General features: G+C 64.4%; 16 protein-coding genes, 1 tRNA gene and 2 pseudogenes. 7 read left to right on the plus strand and 12 right to left on the minus strand.

The genetic code is table 11. The features are described from left to right. Window positions 1-44: 44 nt before the first annotated feature. The gene (gene ybiB, locus ACO1XS_RS10215) at window positions 45-1,013 is read right to left on the minus strand and encodes a DNA-binding protein YbiB (RefSeq protein WP_486390599.1); all 969 of its coding nucleotides are present in this window, start codon (window positions 1,011-1,013) and stop codon (window positions 45-47) included. A gap of 140 nt (window positions 1,014-1,153) precedes the next feature. Here ybiB and ACO1XS_RS10220 point away from each other — a divergent pair, with 140 nt between their 5' ends. Both ACO1XS_RS10220 and maiA read left to right on the plus strand, forming a co-directional pair. Then, the gene (locus tag ACO1XS_RS10220) at window positions 1,154-1,870 is read left to right on the plus strand and encodes a fumarylacetoacetate hydrolase family protein (protein ID WP_486390600.1); all 717 of its coding nucleotides are present in this window, start codon (window positions 1,154-1,156) and stop codon (window positions 1,868-1,870) included. Between the two features lie 24 nt (window positions 1,871-1,894). Continuing rightward, entirely contained in the window at window positions 1,895-2,542 is a 648-nt protein-coding gene (gene maiA / locus ACO1XS_RS10225) for a maleylacetoacetate isomerase (protein ID WP_481582324.1), read from the plus strand. Between the two features lie 27 nt (window positions 2,543-2,569). On the opposite strand, the gene ftsY is transcribed toward maiA, so the two are convergent. Continuing rightward, window positions 2,570-3,799 carry a signal recognition particle-docking protein FtsY gene (gene ftsY / locus ACO1XS_RS10230; protein WP_486390601.1) on the minus strand — a complete coding sequence of 410 codons (1,230 nt, stop codon included), beginning with the start codon at window positions 3,797-3,799 and terminating at the stop codon, window positions 2,570-2,572. A gap of 246 nt (window positions 3,800-4,045) precedes the next feature. Between ftsY and rsmD the strand changes: the two genes are divergently transcribed. From rsmD to ACO1XS_RS10245, 3 genes and pseudogenes are all read left to right on the plus strand, one after another. Next, window positions 4,046-4,660: a 16S rRNA (guanine(966)-N(2))-methyltransferase RsmD gene (gene rsmD, locus ACO1XS_RS10235; protein ID WP_331569286.1), complete on the plus strand. Its 615-nt coding sequence runs from the start codon at window positions 4,046-4,048 to the stop codon at window positions 4,658-4,660. A 102-nt stretch (window positions 4,661-4,762) separates the two neighbouring features. Further along, window positions 4,763-5,266 carry a pantetheine-phosphate adenylyltransferase gene (coaD, locus tag ACO1XS_RS10240; RefSeq protein WP_481582769.1) on the plus strand — a complete coding sequence of 168 codons (504 nt, stop codon included), beginning with the start codon at window positions 4,763-4,765 and terminating at the stop codon, window positions 5,264-5,266. Between the two features lie 82 nt (window positions 5,267-5,348). After that, window positions 5,349-5,603: pseudogene (locus ACO1XS_RS10245) on the plus strand (YfhL family 4Fe-4S dicluster ferredoxin); the annotation flags it as partial. Window positions 5,604-5,751: 148 nt separating this feature from the next. On the opposite strand, the gene pth reads toward ACO1XS_RS10245, so the two are convergent. The 7 genes from pth to ACO1XS_RS10280 all read right to left on the minus strand — a co-directional run bounded on the left by pth (window position 5,752) and on the right by ACO1XS_RS10280 (window position 11,770). Continuing rightward, a complete protein-coding gene (gene pth / locus ACO1XS_RS10250) occupies window positions 5,752-6,354 on the minus strand; it encodes an aminoacyl-tRNA hydrolase (protein WP_331569283.1) in 603 nt (200 codons plus the stop codon). 136 nt (window positions 6,355-6,490) lie between these two features. Beyond that, entirely contained in the window at window positions 6,491-7,108 is a 618-nt protein-coding gene (locus ACO1XS_RS10255; protein WP_331569281.1) for a 50S ribosomal protein L25/general stress protein Ctc, read from the minus strand. Window positions 7,109-7,269: 161 nt separating this feature from the next. Next, complete coding sequence (locus ACO1XS_RS10260; protein WP_331569400.1) at window positions 7,270-8,226, minus strand: ribose-phosphate pyrophosphokinase; 957 nt, start codon at window positions 8,224-8,226, stop codon at window positions 7,270-7,272. 39 nt (window positions 8,227-8,265) lie between these two features. Then, window positions 8,266-8,342: transfer RNA gene (locus ACO1XS_RS10265), tRNA-Gln, on the minus strand. Between the two features lie 53 nt (window positions 8,343-8,395). Continuing rightward, window positions 8,396-9,277 (minus strand): 4-(cytidine 5'-diphospho)-2-C-methyl-D-erythritol kinase, encoded by an 882-nt coding sequence (gene ispE, locus ACO1XS_RS10270; RefSeq protein ID WP_331569279.1) that lies wholly within the window; start codon window positions 9,275-9,277, stop codon window positions 8,396-8,398. Between the two features lie 31 nt (window positions 9,278-9,308). Continuing rightward, complete coding sequence (gene lolB, locus ACO1XS_RS10275) at window positions 9,309-9,929, minus strand: lipoprotein insertase outer membrane protein LolB (RefSeq protein ID WP_331569277.1); 621 nt, start codon at window positions 9,927-9,929, stop codon at window positions 9,309-9,311. Further along, on the minus strand, window positions 9,929-11,770 hold the full coding sequence (locus ACO1XS_RS10280; RefSeq protein ID WP_486390602.1) for a tetratricopeptide repeat protein: 1,842 nt from the start codon (window positions 11,768-11,770) through the stop codon (window positions 9,929-9,931). The genes lolB and ACO1XS_RS10280 overlap by 1 nt, the downstream gene beginning before the upstream one ends. Window positions 11,771-11,877: 107 nt before the next feature. Here ACO1XS_RS10280 and mutM point away from each other — a divergent pair, with 107 nt between their 5' ends. Both mutM and mutY read left to right on the plus strand, forming a co-directional pair. Continuing rightward, on the plus strand, window positions 11,878-12,705 hold the full coding sequence (mutM, locus tag ACO1XS_RS10285; RefSeq protein ID WP_486390603.1) for a bifunctional DNA-formamidopyrimidine glycosylase/DNA-(apurinic or apyrimidinic site) lyase: 828 nt from the start codon (window positions 11,878-11,880) through the stop codon (window positions 12,703-12,705). 17 nt (window positions 12,706-12,722) lie between these two features. Beyond that, window positions 12,723-13,847, plus strand: coding sequence for an A/G-specific adenine glycosylase (gene mutY, locus ACO1XS_RS10290; RefSeq protein WP_486390604.1), 1,125 nt, complete (start codon window positions 12,723-12,725; stop codon window positions 13,845-13,847). Between the two features lie 63 nt (window positions 13,848-13,910). On the opposite strand, the gene ACO1XS_RS10295 is transcribed toward mutY, so the two are convergent. The 3 genes and pseudogenes from ACO1XS_RS10295 to ACO1XS_RS10305 all read right to left on the minus strand — a co-directional run. Beyond that, a complete protein-coding gene (locus tag ACO1XS_RS10295; protein WP_486390605.1) occupies window positions 13,911-14,546 on the minus strand; it encodes an LON peptidase substrate-binding domain-containing protein in 636 nt (211 codons plus the stop codon). A 42-nt stretch (window positions 14,547-14,588) separates the two neighbouring features. Further along, a complete protein-coding gene (gene rapZ, locus ACO1XS_RS10300) occupies window positions 14,589-15,488 on the minus strand; it encodes an RNase adapter RapZ (RefSeq protein WP_440561623.1) in 900 nt (299 codons plus the stop codon). A gap of 95 nt (window positions 15,489-15,583) precedes the next feature. Further along, a pseudogene (locus tag ACO1XS_RS10305) lies at window positions 15,584-16,188 on the minus strand (HPr(Ser) kinase/phosphatase); the annotation flags it as partial.

Consider the following 16,188-nt stretch of genomic DNA (forward strand, 5'->3'; position numbering starts at 1 on the left):
ACTGTATGTCAGCGACGGCGACGCTGTCAACCGTCGCCGTTCGGCTAATCCTGCCGCGCGACCCTTACGATCGTCTCCACCTGGCGCGCGAGCGTCGGCGGCACGGGCTGCCGGCCGTCCAGCACGGCCTGGGTCCACGCCGCGGTCGTGTCCGCATCGCGCGATTCGGGCAGAGCGGCCGGTTGCGCTTCGGAGGAACTGCGCTCGGCCGCGACGAGCGTTTCGGCCACGCCGTCGTGCAGCCAGTCGATCTGGACTTGGCGGCGCGTGTCAGCTACAGCCTCGCCCTCGGTGCCGCGTGCGAGCAACGCTCCGCCCACGGCGGCTGCCGGATGGCCGGCGAAGAGTTCGGCGAGGCTCTCGCGATACTCCGGATGCGTATAGTTGACGAGCCGCAGGCCCGGAGACGAAAACGGCTGCAGGATTTTCACGAGCGTATGCGTCGAATTGCGCACGCCCATGATCCGGCGCAGCGCCAAAAGCCGCGCGAGCTTCGGCGCCAGTACCTCGATCGGCGCGAAGGCGAGCGCGCGGCTGGCCAATTGGGCCTCGATCTCGGGATGGGACTTGGCCGGCGCGATCCCCAGCCTCGCGAAAATCTCTGCGCTCGTCACCCGCCCGGCATCCTCGCTCACGCCGTGCACGAGCGTCGGTACGCCCTCGCGCGCAAGCAGCAGCGCGAGCAGCGGCACCAGGTTGGGCTGCTTGCGCGCGCCGTTGTAGCTCGGAATGGACACGGGCCGGCTCTCACCGCCCGGCACGCGCAGTAACGCGAACGACGCTTGCGCGGCCGCGAGCATGGCGGCGAGTTCCGCAGCCGTCTCGCCTTTGAGCCGGTAGGCGAGCATCACCGCGCCGAGCTCGATATCCGAGACGCGGCCATCGAGCATCGCGCTATACAACGCGTGCGTGTCTTCCGGCGAGAGCGCGCGGGCTCCGTTCGGACCGCGTCCGATTTCCTTGATGAAACGGGCGCAGGCAAAGGTGCCCGGCGAGGCGGCGGATTCAGTCATGACAGGAAGCGGGTGCGACGAGAACCCGTCGAAGTAAGTAGGCTGTGCAACATCATTGAGTACCGCATTCGCCGCGATCTTGCAAGCCGTGGCACCTGCACGCGCGTTAAACTCTTTTCTTTCATTGCAGGGAGAGGGGAATGGATTATGTGTTTGCTCCGGCGCCCACCGTCTCGGTGCCGGTCGCGGAAACGACCGCCGCTGCGGGCACCGGCCGGCGCTTCCCCGTGCGCCGCATCTATTGCGTCGGACGCAATTACGAGGCGCACGCGCGCGAAATGGGCCATGACCCGGACCGCGAGCCGCCGTTCTTTTTCTCGAAGCCGGCCGACGCGGTCCTGAACGTGGCGCCGGGCGCAACGGGCGAATTTCCGTATCCGTCGTGCTCGACCAATGTCCATTACGAAATGGAGCTCGTCGTTGCGATCGGCAAGGCCGGTCGGGACATTCCCGTCGAGCGCGCGCTCGAGCACGTCTACGGCTATGCGCTCGGGCTCGACATGACGCGGCGCGATCTCCAGGCCGAAGCGAAAAAACTGGGACGGCCCTGGGAGACCGCAAAAGGCTTCGATCATTCGGCGCCGATCGGCCCGATCCACCCCGTCGCCCGAGTTGGCCACATCGATCGGGGCGCCATCTGGCTCGAGGTGAACGGCACCGAGAAACAGCGCTCCGACGTATCGCAATTGATCTGGTCGACACCGGAAACGATCGCTTATTTGTCGACGTTGTTCGAGTTGAACGCCGGCGATCTGATCTTTACGGGGACACCCGAAGGCGTGGGCGCGATCGTCAAGGGCGATTCGATGAGGGGCGGCATCGAGGGTCTCGGAGAATTCAGCGTATGCGTCGTGTGACCGTGCGCATCGTCGGAGTCGACCATGAAGCTTTACAGCTACTTTCGGAGTTCGGCCGCATACCGAGTGCGCATTGCGCTCAATTTGAAGAACCTGCCGTACGAGTACATGCCCGTTCATCTGCTGCGCGCGGGCGGCGAGCAGCTCACGGCCGATTACCGCAAGCTCAGTCCGGACGCCATCGTGCCGACGCTCGTGGACGGCGACGACGTGGTATTGCAGCAGTCGCTCGCGATCATCGAGTATCTCGAGGAAACGCATCCGAATCCACCGCTTTTGCCCGCGGCGGCCGCGGATCGCGCGTATGTGCGGGCCATTGCCTTGCAGATCGCCTGCGAGATCCATCCGCTCGATAATCTGCGCGTGCTGCGCTATCTCGTGCGCGAGATGGGCGTTTCCGAGGAGGCCAAGAACGGCTGGTACCGGCATTGGATCGAAAACGGGTTCGCTTCGCTGGAGGCACGGCTATCGGCCGATCCGCGTACAGGCACGTTCGTATTCGGCGATACGGCGACGCTCGCCGATGTTTGCCTCGTGCCGCAAGTATTCAACGCGCTGCGGTTCAAGATCGATATCGCGCCCTATCCGACGTTGCAGCGTCTTTACGAGCACGCAAGCGGGCTCGATGCGTTTGCGCGTGCCGCGCCCGGAGCGCAGCCGGACGCGGAGTGAGGCCGCGGCCGACCGCCGGCGGCATGTTCAGCCGAGCAGGGCGTCGGCAAATTCTTCTGCGCTGAAGGGCTGCAAGTCCTCGACTTTCTCTCCCACGCCGATGAAGTAGACGGGCACCGGCCGTTGGCGCGCGATCGCGACCAAAATGCCGCCTTTCGCGGTTCCGTCGAGTTTCGTGACGATGAGGCCGGTCAGTGAAAGCGCATCGTCGAAGGCTTTCACTTGCGCGAGCGCGTTCTGCCCCGTGTTGGCATCGATCACGAGCAACACCTCTTGCGGCGCGCCCTCCATCGCTTTGCCGATCACGCGTTTGACCTTGCGCAGCTCCTCCATCAAATGAAGCTGCGTGGGCAGACGACCTGCCGTATCGGCCATCACGATATCGACCCTGCGAGCGCGCGCAGCGCTTACCGCATCGAAAATCACGGCCGCCGGGTCGCCGCTTTCCTGCGATACGACGGTCACGTTGTTGCGCTCGCCCCAGATCGCGAGTTGCTCGCGGGCGGCAGCGCGGAAGGTATCGCCGGCCGCGAGCAACACCGACTGCTCGAACCGTTGCAAATGTTTGGCCAGCTTGCCGATGCTCGTGGTTTTTCCGGCGCCGTTGACGCCGGCGATCATCATGACCATCGGCTGCGCACGTCCCAGCATCAACGACTTTTCGAGCGGACTCAGTAGCTCGACGAGCAGCGAACGCAGGGCCCATTTCACTTGCTGCGGATCGGTGAGGCGTTCGGCACGGACCTTCTCGCGTAGGGCCCCGAGCAGGTACTCCGTCGCTTCGACACCGGCATCCGACATCAGCAGCGCGGTTTCGAGCTCCTCATAGAGCGCATCGTCGATCTTCGTCCCGACGAAAATACCGGTCAGCCCTGCGCTCGTCTTCGACAGGCCGGCCTTCAGCCGTGAAAGCCATGATTGCTTTGCGGCAGGCTCGGGGGCGGGGGGAGGGACGATCTCGACGACCTCGTTTGCGGACTCGTCCAAAGGCTCCGTTCGCTCGGGGGCTGGTTGCGCCCCGGCGCCGGAGCCAGCGTGCAGCGGCGGCTGAGCCGGCTGCGGCTCGGGTCCCGGCTCGGCTTGCGGCGCGCGCACAGCGTCGACGGTGGGCGTACGAGCAGTTACCGGCGCCGGCTCGGCTTCCGGCGCGGGTGCCGGCGCAGGCTCGACGGCCGGTTCTTCGGCGGCGGGCGCGGGGGGCGCCTCGACGGTTTCGGGCGCTTTCGAGCCCTTGAATCGCTTGAAAAAACTGAACATGGCCTGGACGGTGGATTGGGCTTGGTGCGCCGCGACGCTTGCGGTGGCGCCTGTCGCGGGGGGGCAGATGACGCGGCCCGCGCTGCGCGGCAAAAGATGGCTATTTTATCAGGCGCCGTCGACGCGGCTCGCGTCGCCCGCGCCGAACGGCGCGTCACGGTAGATGCTGTGGTAACGTGGGCGCCGTTGCGTACTGAGCGGCGCTGTCGTCGTGTGCGCTTGCCCGTTTCACTCGAGTTCCGTTCGATGCCTCGCTCCACTTCTCATTCGCGCACGCCGCAGCAATCAGCCGCCCGCGGCAAAGGTCATACCGTCCGTATCATCGGCGGCGACTGGAAGCGCACGCCGTTGCCCGTGCTCGATCTCGAAGGCCTGCGCCCGACGCCCGACCGCGTCCGGGAAACGCTCTTCAATTGGCTGGGCCAGCGGCTCGACGGTCAACGTTGCCTGGACCTGTTCGCGGGCAGCGGTGCGCTGGGGTTCGAAGCGGCATCGCGTGGGGCCGAGCGGGTCGTGATGGTCGAGCGCAACGCGCGCGCCGCGAGGCAGCTACGCGAGAACCAGGCGCGTTTGGCCGCTCGCGCGATCGAGATCGCCGAGGCCGATGGCCTGAAGCTGGCCGGGAGCCTCGCTCCCCGCTCGTTCGACGTCGTTTTTCTCGATCCGCCCTTCGGCGAGGGGATGCTCTCGCGTGCGTTGGAGCTCGCCCTGCCGCTCGTCGCGGACGACGGCTGGCTGTATGTCGAGTCGGGCGAGCCGCTCGACGAAGAGGAGCCGCTGCTCGGCGGGTGGAGCATTGTCCGCCGCGGCAAGGCCGGCGCGGTCCACTATCATTTGCTGCAGCGCGAAAATGATGAATAATGCCCGTTTCGAACGCGATACCGGGCGGGCACGGAGCCGCTCCCGGTCCGCAGCGGCCCGCGAATGGCGGGGCGCCCCGACGGATAACGAGAGGAGATGTCCATGGTAGTCGCCGTGTACCCGGGTACGTTCGACCCGCTCACCCGGGGTCATGAGGACCTCGTGCGCCGCGCGGCGAGCATATTCGATACGCTCGTGGTCGGTGTTGCGGACAGCCGCAACAAGAAGCCGTTTTTCACGCTGCAAGAGCGGCTGGACATCGCTCAAGAGGTGCTTGGGCATTATTCCAATGTGCAGATCATGAGCTTCAGCGGGCTGCTCAAGGACTTCGTACGGGCAAACAACGCACGCGTGATCGTGCGAGGCCTGCGCGCGGTCTCCGATTTCGAATACGAGTTCCAGATGGCCGGCATGAACCGCTATCTGCTGCCTGACGTGGAAACGATGTTCATGACGCCGTCGGATCAGTACCAGTTCATTTCGGGCACGATCGTGCGCGAGATTGCACAGCTGGGCGGCGACGTGAGCAAGTTCGTGTTCCCGTCGGTCGAAAAGTGGCTCAAGGAGAAGGTCGCCCAGATGGGGCCGCATTCCGCGGCGCCGTGACGCTCGCAGCAGCCTTACGCCGTCGATCGGGCCTGGAACGGCGAAGCTATAATGTGGAATCTTTCAGGAAGGTTGCGGCAGTATGGCCCTGATTATTACCGACGAATGCATCAATTGCGACGTGTGCGAGCCCGAGTGCCCGAACGACGCAATCTCGATGGGACCGGAGATCTATGTGATCGACCCGTCGAAGTGCACCGAATGCGTTGGCCATTTCGATGAGCCGCAGTGTCAGCAGGTTTGCCCCGTCGAATGCATTCCTCGCGATCCGCAACACGTGGAAAGCGCCGAGGAATTGCTCGTCAAATACCACAACCTGCAGGCAGCGAAAGCCGCTGCACCGAATGGCGGCGGCAGCGAGGATAACAGCGCAAACAAGAACGAGAACGACGCCGATAACAAGGCCGGCTGATTCGCGGCTTGCGGGCTTGTGTCGTCCCGCTTACACGCGCAGCAGTCGAGCGGACCTCACCACACGCACCGTGTCACGCCGCGCGATGCAACTGCATCATCGCCCGCTCCAATTCCCCTTTCACCACATGCGGCATGACGGCTAGCGCCCGTTCGACCGCCGTATCGATATCTTCCTGCTCTTCCTTGCGGGGAGGCTTCAACACATAGTTCGCGACATCGGGTTTTGCGCCCGCGCGCGCAGCCTCGGGAATCAGGTCGCGCGGATGTCCGATGCCGATGCGCAGGCGCCAATACTGCTGCGACGAGAGATGCGCTGAAATGTCCTTGAGGCCGTTATGACCGCCGCTCCCACCGCCGAGTTTGAGCTTGACGGCGCCGGGCGGCAGATCGAGTTCGTCGTGAGCGACGAGGATCTGGTCGGGCAGTATCTTGAAGAAATGCGCGAGCGCGACGACCGACTGACCCGAGCGGTTCATGTAGGTTTGCGGTTCGAGCAGATGGACCTCTTCGCCGAACAGTCGCGCTTTGGCATAAAAGCCGTGAAAGCGCCGCTCGTCGCGCAGCGTGGCGCCGGCGTCACGCGCGAGTTGATCGACGAGCCAGAAGCCCGCATTGTGGCGTGTCGCGGTGTATTCGGCGCCCGGGTTACCGAGCCCGACGATCAGCTTGATCATGGTTCGTCTCAGCCATCAGCCCTCAGCTATAGCCACCGGCCGAAAGATGACAAAAAAAACCCGCCGGGCATGCCGCGGCGGGTCACGTCGTCCGTCCCATTGAAACGGATCGAGAGGATATCGATCGACGAAATCCTTAGGCTGCCGGCGTCTCGCCTTCGCCTTCGGCAGCGGCTTCGCTCGACACGGCACCGGCCGGCACCGCAGCAGCGGCGATCACGGGATTTTCCGCTTCGATGTGAGCCGTCAGCGACACGCCCTTGGGCAATACGATGTCCTTCGCGTGCAGCGACTGGCCCGCTTCGATCTTCGCGAGATCGAGTTCCACGTATTCAGGCAGATCGCCAGGCAGGCACTCGATTTCCACTTCGGTCACGACGTGCGAGATCACCGCGCCGCCGAGCTTCACGGCAGGGTTCGTTTCCTGGTTCATGAAGTGCACGGGCACCTTCGTATGCAGCTTCTTGTTCGCATCGACACGCTGGAAGTCCACGTGCAGCACGATCTGACGGAACGGATGATATTGCACATCGCGCAGCAGCACGGCTTGCGACTTGCCGGCCACTTCGAGATCGAGGATCGACGAGTGGAACGCTTCCTTCTTCAGGGCGTGCCAGAGGGCGTTGTGATCGAGTTCGACCAGTTGCGGCTCGCTGTTGGCGCCATACACGATTCCCGGCGTCTTGCCGGAATTGCGCAGGCGGCGGCTCGCACCCGTACCTTGCTTGTTGCGCTCGAAAGCGACGACTTTCATGTTCAATCTCCATAACTGCCCGCGACCAGGCAGTGAAACGGGGCATCGGCGCATTTGGCGCGTCGGCCCCATGGTAACGCGGCACATCCGATAGGAGGGTGCCTCTCAAGCCAAAGGCGCTGCACGAAGCAGCGCCTTCAGTCATGTCTTGTTTGCGATGCTCAGCTTTCGGCGAACAGCGACATCACCGAATCGCCGCGGCGGATGCGCGAGAACGTCTCCGCCAGCAGCCCCGCGCACGAGAGCGAGCGGATTTTCTCGCAACCGCGCGATTCGTCGCTGAGCGGAATCGTGTCCGTCACGACGAGCTCGTCGAGCTCGGAATTCGTCAGCCGCTCGGCCGCGCCGCCGGATAGCACGGGGTGCGTTGCGTAAGCGACGACCTGCTTCGCGCCGCGCTCTTTGAGCACCTGTGCGGCTTTGCACAGCGTACCGGCCGTATCGACCATGTCGTCCATGATCACGCAGGTCCGGCCCTCGACTTCGCCGATGATGTTCATCACTTCGGCGACGTTCGCTTTCGGACGGCGCTTGTCGATGATGGCCAGATCGCAATTGAGCTGTTTCGCGAGCGCACGCGCCCGTACCACACCGCCGACGTCGGGCGATACCACGAGCAGGTTCTCGTAGTTCTGCTTGCGCAGATCGCCCAGCAGCACCGGCGTCGCATAGATGTTATCGACGGGAATGTCGAAGAAGCCTTGAATCTGGTCGGCGTGCAGATCCATCGTGATGATCCGCTCGACACCGGCGATTTCCAGCATGTTCGCCACGACCTTCGCCGAAATCGCCACGCGCGCCGAGCGCGGGCGGCGATCCTGGCGGGCATAGCCGAAGTAGGGGATGGCGGCGGTGATGCGACCGGCCGAGGCGCGCTTGAGCGCATCGACCATGATCATCAGCTCCATCAGATTGTCGTTCGCGGGCGCACAGGTGGACTGGAGCACGAAGACATCCTTGCCGCGCACGTTCTCCTGGATCTCGACCTGGATCTCGCCGTCCGAAAAACGGCTGACCATGGCTTTGCCGAGCGGTATGCCGAGAATTCTGACGACTTCTTGCGCAAGCGCCGGATTCGCGTTGCCAGTAAAAACCATTAGGCCGTCATGGCTGCTCATCATGCACCTGCTGCTGGAGGCGGGGACTGCGGGAATGTTTGGCAGGGGAGGAAGGACTCGAACCCTCGCATGCCGGAATCAAAATCCGGTGCCTTGACCAACTTGGCGACTCCCCTACACTGACTCTGAGCTTCGCCGGATTGCGATTGACCTCCGGCGAGGCGAAAACTCATGACGCGAAAGCGAGGAGTGGATGCGTATCCAGACTCCGTACCACGGCGCTCGTCCAACCTGCTGGCAGTTTGGCTTGTGCCGCTTCCGCTTCGGCGATGCTGGTGAAGGCGGCAAAAACGCTTGAACCCGATCCAGTCATCCGCGCGGGTGCGACGCGATCAAACCACTCCAGCACCTGCGCGACTTCCGCGTATTTTCCCACGACAACGGGCTGCATGTCATTCCGGCCGAAGCTGTCAGGCCATCTTGCATCGCAACTTTGCTGTGCGAGAAAGTCCGTAATTGTGACGGGTTCCGAATTGCGTGTCAACGACTTGTCGGAGAAAATCGCTGCGGTCGGCACATGGACTTTAGGCGTGACGACGAGGAAGTAGCGCGACGGCAGGGCGACGGGCCGCAGGGCCTCGCCGACGCCTTCGGCGAACGCGTTGCGGCCGAAGACGAAAAACGGAACGTCGGCGCCGAGCGTGAGCCCGAGCGAGCAGAGCGTTTCACGCGACAGGCGGAGCTTCCAGAGCCGATTCAGCGCGAGCAGCGTCGTTGCCGCATCGGAGCTGCCGCCGCCCAGGCCGGCACCCATCGGCAGCCGTTTCTCGATGTCGATATCGACCCCGAGGCGGGTCCCCGTTTGCGCTTTGAGCAGCTTCGCCGCGCGGACGACGAGATCGCTTTCCTCAGGCACTCCGGCAATGGCGTTCCGGCGGCGTATCTCGCCGTCAGCGCGCAGCGTGAAATGCAGCGTATCGCCCCAATCGAGCAGCTGAAACACCGATTGGAGCGCGTGATAGCCGTCCGGCCGACGGCCCGTGATATGCAAGAACAGATTGAGCTTGGCGGGGGCCGGACAGTCCCGCAGCGATTCGGTCGTTTCGATCATGCTTCGCGTTCAGGGTTCGCGCGGGGAGATGTCATCGGTCCAGGACCAGCTTGATGTCCAGCGGCGGCTCGCGGCGCGTCAGATCGACGCGTTTGACGCCGGTTTCCGGTGCATCGGCGTAGCTCACGTACTGGATGGTCCAACCGTCCTGGTCGATCTCCTTGAGGCGCGACTGGACCTGCGGATCGGGCACCGTCTTCGCGTGCGAAGTCGGCGCCGGCGACGGTTGCAACCAATAGCGCAGGCCTTCGACCGGCAGCGAAAAGCCGAGCGCGTTGCGCATCAGCGTCCCTACGTCGTCAGCCGTCATCGGTTGGCGATTCGGCAGCTCGAGCGTCGCGGCGGAGGGTGACGACGTCACGATCGCGAGCGTCTGGCCGAACGGGTTCAGCAGCTGCAGCGTGACCGTGTCGCCTTGCTCCTGCCAGTCGAAGTTGCCATACGCATTCCGGGGCCGGCCGTTGACATCGGTGTACCTGACCGAGAAGCGGCCCCGGTAGGCGCGGTTCGTCTGTGTGGAAAGCGATGTGGCCGCGTTCGACGTAGAGGGCCCGCGCGTCGGCGCGACCGAGCAACCGGAAATCGCCGCGACCGCAAATGCCGCCGCGACGAACGAACGAAGGGAAGAACGAAGGGGGAAACAAAAAGCCATCAGAGATCGTTGGTGTTGACCTGGAAGCGTTTGAGCGTCTTCACGAGCGTATCGTTATCGGGCTCGAGCTTGCGGGCGTCGCGCCAGGCGGCCTTCGCTTTGGCCTGATCTCCGCTCTTCCAGAGCACCTCGCCGAGGTGCGCGCCGATTTCGGCGTTCGGCTGCAGATCGTATGCCTTGCGCAAAAGCCGCGCAGCGTCGTTCGTGTCGCCACGGCGGTACTTGACCCAACCCAGGCTGTCCATGATGAACGCATCGTTCGGCGCGAGCGAGGAAGCTTTCTCGATCAGCTTTTCGGCTTCGTCGAGATGTTGATTGCGGTCCGCAAGCGAATAACCGAGTGCGTTATAAGCTTGGGGATTGTCGGGCTGGTCCTTGATGAGCTGGCGCAGCTTCGACTCCATGAGGTCGAAATGCCCGGTTTTCTCCGCGGCCATGGCAAGGTCGTAGAGGATTTCGGGATCGTCGGGGAACGCGTCGTTAGCGGCCGTGAGGCGCGCTTCGGCCTCGCCGTAACGCTTCGCGTCGAACAGGATCGCGGCGTCGGTGCGCGCGATGAGCGCCTGCGCGCGAGGATCGGGGCTTTGCAGATCGGCGAGCATCTTGCGCGCATCGTCGGTCTTGCCTTGCTTGGCGAGCAACTGCGCGCGCGTGACACGGGCCGAAACATAGCGCGGGCTGTCCGGCGTGACCTTGTCGAGCCACTTGGCGGCTTGCGCCTCGTCTTTCTGCTCGATGGCCAACTGCGCGAGAAAGATGTAAGCCTGCCCGGCATCGGCACCCGGCGTCTTCTCCGTCAGGTCGGCGTACTGCTTCAGGTACTTCTGAGCCGCGTCATACTGCTTTTGCTGGATTTTGATGAGACCTAACGCCATTAGCGGTGTCGGGTCGTGCGGATCGAGGCTATGCATCGCTTCGAACTGCTTTTGGGCATCTTCGACGCGTTCGCTCGATAGATAGAGCTGCGCCAGCGCGAGCCGCGCATCGTGCGATTTCGGATTTTGCTTCACGACCGACTCGAACGAGGCGATCGCGTCGTTGCGCGCCTCCGGGCCCATTTGCGCGAGTGCGAGCGCCGCGGGCACGTAATCGGGCTTGAGCTTGAGCGCCTGCACCAACGAAGTCCGAGCGCCCGGCTGATCGTCGGCCAGCAGTTGCTGGCGGCCGATCGCCGTCAATGCCTCGGGCCGATCGAGGTCGTGCTTCAACAGATCCTGCAGCACATGCAATCCGCCCACGCGGTTGGGCCCGCGCGAAAGCAGGACCTGGAGCGCGAGGATCGAGCTGCCGCGCTCCGCGGCGGGGACCTTCGCCAACTCGGCCGCGAGCATCGGTTCGGCCTCGTCGGGCTTGCCCGACAGCACGAGCAGCGACGCGTCGAGCTGCGCGGCGCGTTCGGAGCTGGGCGCATATTGCCGCCACAGCTGCGCGGCGGCGAGCGCATCGGCCGGGCTTTGTGCCGCAATGGCGATTTCGGCGGCGCGCTGCGCCATGCGCGGATCGTGGGTGTCCCGAGCGAGCGCCAGATACGTCTGGTAAGCCGGCGCCGGTTCATTGCGCTGCAATGCGATTTCCGCCGCCAGTACCTGGAAAACGATCTGGCTCGTGAGCGGCACGTCCGGCAAACCTTTCGTTTCCTCGGGCAGCGAGGACGAGAAAAGATCGGTGCTCGAAGAGGCCGTGGCCGAATCGTCGGACGGCGCCGGATCTTGTGCGAACGCGGGATACGCGGCGAGCGCGAATGCGACAAGGCCCGCGGCGATCCGGCCGACGGGTGCGCCGCGTCGGGCTGAGCGCACGCTGTCCGGGCGCGTCGAAGGCAGCTTCAGGGACAAAATCATGGAGATCCGTTCGAGGGTTTCGGTCGATTGTAACGCGCTCGCTACAATACACGCAGATTCGACCGCGCAAGTAGCGCCCTATCTCCAGTGATTCACAGCCAATTGACATGCCAGAGCTGCCAGAAGTCGAAGTGACCCGCCGCGGTATCGAGCCTTACGTGCGCGGGCGCCGCGTCGAGCGCGTCGACGTGCGCACGCCGGCTTTGCGCTGGCCCATTCCGGCGCAACTGGCGGTCACGCTGGCCCGGCAGCAGATCAGGGCAGTGGGGCGGCGCGGCAAGTATCTGCTGTTCGAGATCGACGCCGGCTGGTTCATCGTCCATCTCGGCATGACGGGCACGCTGCGCGTTTTGCCGAACGCCGGCATCCCGGCGCCAGCCAGACATGACCATATCGACTGGGTCTTCGACGAATTCGTGCTGCGCTACCGCGATCCGCGCCGCTTCGGGGCCGTCCTTTGGCATCCGCGTACCGCGGGCAGCATCGATACTCATCCGCTGTTGGCTGGCCTCGGGGTCGAACCGTTCTCGCCCGAATTCACGGGCGCGCTGATTCACCAGCGCACGCGCGGGCGCAAGGTATCGATCAAGCAGGCGCTCCTGGCAGGGGACATCGTCGTCGGCGTCGGCAATATTTACGCTTCCGAGAGCCTGTTTCGAGCAGGCATCCGGCCGACGACCGCGGCCGGTCGCCTGTCGAGCGCGCGCTGCGAGCGGCTTGCCCAAGCGGTGTGCGCCACGCTTGCCGCGGCGATCGAGCGCGGCGGCAGCACGCTGCGCGATTTCGTCGGCAGCGACGGCGAAAGCGGCTACTTCCAGCTCGATTGCCATGTCTACGACCGGGCCGGCTTGCCGTGCCGCGTTTGCGGCACGCCTATCCGGCATCTCGTGCAGGGGCAGCGCTCGACCTATTTCTGTGCGCATTGCCAGCGCTGAACCCAACATTTTCTCTCATGTCCGACCCTGCTCTCATCGCGCCCGATTGCACGGCGCCTGCCCCAGTCGAGATGCATGCCGTCTTTGCCGAGCGCCTCATCGCCTGGCAGCGCCGGCACGGCCGTCACGACCTGCCGTGGCAAAACACGCGCGACCCTTATCGAATCTGGCTCTCCGAGATCATGTTGCAACAGACGCAAGTCGCAACGGTGATTCCCTACTACGCCAGGTTCCTCTCGCGCTTTCCCGATGTCGCCGCGCTGGCCGCGGCGAACGTCGACGACGTCATGGCGCTTTGGGCGGGCCTCGGCTACTACACTCGTGCACGCAATCTGCACCGCTGCGCCCAAGTCGTCGTCGCACAGCATGGCGGCGAATTTCCGGCGTCGCCGGACGCGCTCGCGACATTGCCCGGCATTGGCCGATCGACTGCGGCGGCGATCGCCTCGTTCGCATTCGGCGCGCGTGCGACGATCCTCGATGGCAACGTCAAGCGTGTGCTCGCCCGCATCTTCGGCATCGACGGATTTCCGGGCGACAAACGCGTGGAGACAGCCATGTGGGCGCTGGCCGAGACGCTGATGCCGGGCGCGGACGCCAGCAGCGCCCAAGTGAGTGCCTACACCCAAGGTCTGATGGATCTCGGCGCGACGCTGTGCGTACGCGGCAAACCCGATTGCGCGCACTGTCCGTTTGCCGCCGAATGCGTGGCCAACTTGGCGGGGCGGCAGCGCGAGCTGCCCGTCGCGCGCCCGAAAAAGACGATTCCGACTCGCCGCACCTGGATGTTGATATTGCGCGATGGGCCCGCCGTGCTGCTCGAACGGCGTCCGCCCACGGGCATCTGGGGCGGACTATGGAGCTTGCCCGAAGCGGCCGATGAAGCCGCGCTCGCCGTACGCGCGGGCGAGTTCGGCGCGGCGAACGGGCTGGCTCGCCTCGCGCCGCTCACGCATACGTTCACGCATTTCAAGCTCGATATCGAGCCGCGCCTGGCCGACTACGATATGCGCGCGCCGCAAGCTGCGCGCGAGCTGCGCGACGAAGAGAGCGCATGGGTGCCACTGGACGAACTCGACGCCTACGGCGTGCCGGCGCCGGTGCGCAAGCTGCTCGAGGGGCTCAAGGGCTCGTTGCTATGACGCAGGGGCGCCATAGCCAGCCATTCGATAACACACAGCGCGGTTCGAACATCCTCCGGCCGGCTAGAGCAGCTGATGCTGCTGCATATAGTGGTGGACGCAATCGATGCGCGCGTTGACGTCGACGAGCTCCATGAGTTTCTGGCGCGCCCGCAAGGGGATTTGCAACACTTCCGAGAGGCGATTCGAGACCCACGTGGGATCGTCGAAACGCAGCGGCTCGCCGAACGGCTGACACTCCGGGTCGCGCTCGCGAAGCGTTTCGATGATGCGTTCGAGCACCTCCGCGCAGGCACCGAACTTCGCCAGGGCGTCGGCGCCTTCGAGCGGAATGTCCTGGGCGAGCGGCTCGGCCATGCCGACGAGCAGACTGCTCGGTTCCACCCGGTGCGAGAGCAGCCGGAAGCGCTCGGTGCCGCGGGCGCGAACGTGCAGCATGCCGAACTCGTCGACATCGCAATGCTCGATGCGCGCGAGACAGCCGACCGCTTCGGGCACGGCGGGCTCGTCGCCGTGCGCCACTTCGCTTCCGCTTTTCAGCAGGCACACGCCGAAGGGGGCCTCCTCGCGCAAGCACGTTCGTGCCATGTCGAGATAGCGAGCCTCGAAAATCTTCAGCGGCAAAATCCCGTCCGGGAACAGTACCGTGTGCAGGGGAAAGAGCGGTAGATCGGCGTAGACGGCAGGATTGGAGGACATGGCGCAACGCTTCGAAAGAGCCGCTGCCTTGAGCGCGGCGGGTTAAGCCACTAGTCTCGACGATTCGCCGATTTGAACCGGCGCGTCCCGGTGCCGCACGATGACCGTCGCTTCGCGGGCAAGACGCGCGGCGAGCGTCTCTGCGATGAACACGGAGCGGTGCTGCCCGCCCGTGCATCCGATCGCGACGGTCAGGTAGCTGCGGTTGTCTTCGCGGAACCGCGGCAGCCACTTCATCACGAAGGTATGAATATCGTCGATCATCTCGTGGACGATCGGCAGTGCATCGAGGTAATCGATGACAGGCTTATCGCGTCCGGTGAGCGGACGCAGACGGTCATCGTAGTACGGGTTCGGCAAAGCGCGCACATCGAATACGAAGTCGGCGTCGAGCGGCAAGCCGCGCTTGAACCCGAACGATTCGAACATCAGCATCAAGCCCTCGCGCTGGTCTTCGATGAAGCGGGTCACCCACGCCCTCAACACGTTCGCGCGCAAGCTGCTCGTATCGATCTGATGCCCGAACTCCGCGAGCGGCGCAACCAGGTGCCGCTCCCGCTCGATCGCTTCTTCGAGCGAGGCGAGCAATCCGACATCGGCATCGTGCGCCGGCGTGCCCGAAAGCGGATGACGGCGCCGCGTTTCGGAGAAGCGCTGGATGAGCGATTGGGTGCTCGCATTGAGGAACAGCACGCGCACATCGTGTTCGCTGGCCAGATCGCGGATGATGCCGGGCATCTCGTCGAGCGAGGCGCTCGAACGGGCATCGATGGCGACCGCGAGCCGCTCCTGCCCATCGTCCTCGGTCGCCAGGTATTGCACGAGCGACGGCAAAAAGCGCGGCGGCAGGTTGTCGACGCAGTAATACCCCGCGTCCGCGAGCGCGTTCAGTGCGACAGATTTGCCGGAGCCGGAAATGCCGGTGATCAGGACTATACGCATGGGAGAAGACTCGTTCATCTCATCATATCACCAGCATTGGGCCTCGTTCGAGCGGACAATGGGCCGGGCGCGGCATGCGCCGGTCCGGCCATCGATCACATGAGCTTGCCGGGCAACTGGCTGTCGGGATCCTGCATGGCGAGGCGTTGGCGGTCCATGAAATCGCGCAGCGTGTCGATACCGCGCAACTGCAGGATGGTATTGCGCACCGCGGCCTCGACGAGCACGGCGAGGTTGCGCCCGGCGGCCACCTGGATCGTGACTTTGCTGATCGGCAGGCCCAGCACGTCGACCGTCTGGCTTTCGAGCGGCAGCCGTTGGAACTCGCCGTCGGGGCGGCGTACGAGCTGGACGATCAGTTTCAGCTTCATCTTCCGGCGCACCGCCGTTTCGCCGAAGATCGTCTTGATGTCGAGCAAGCCGAGGCCGCGCACTTCGAGCAGGTTTTGCAACAGCGGCGGGCAACGGCCTTCGACGAAATCGGGGCCGAGTCGGACGAAATCGACCGCGTCATCGGCCACGAGTCCGTGGCCGCGGCTGATGAGTTCGAGACCGAGTTCGCTTTTGCCGAGACCGGAGTCGCCGGTCAGCAATACGCCCATGCCCAGGATGTCGAGAAATACGCCATGCAGTGTCGCGCGCGGAGCAAGAATGCGCGACATGTAAAGGCGCAGATTGTCGATGACGGCGGCGGCCGACA

It is taken from the genome of Trinickia sp. (assembly GCF_057351765.1).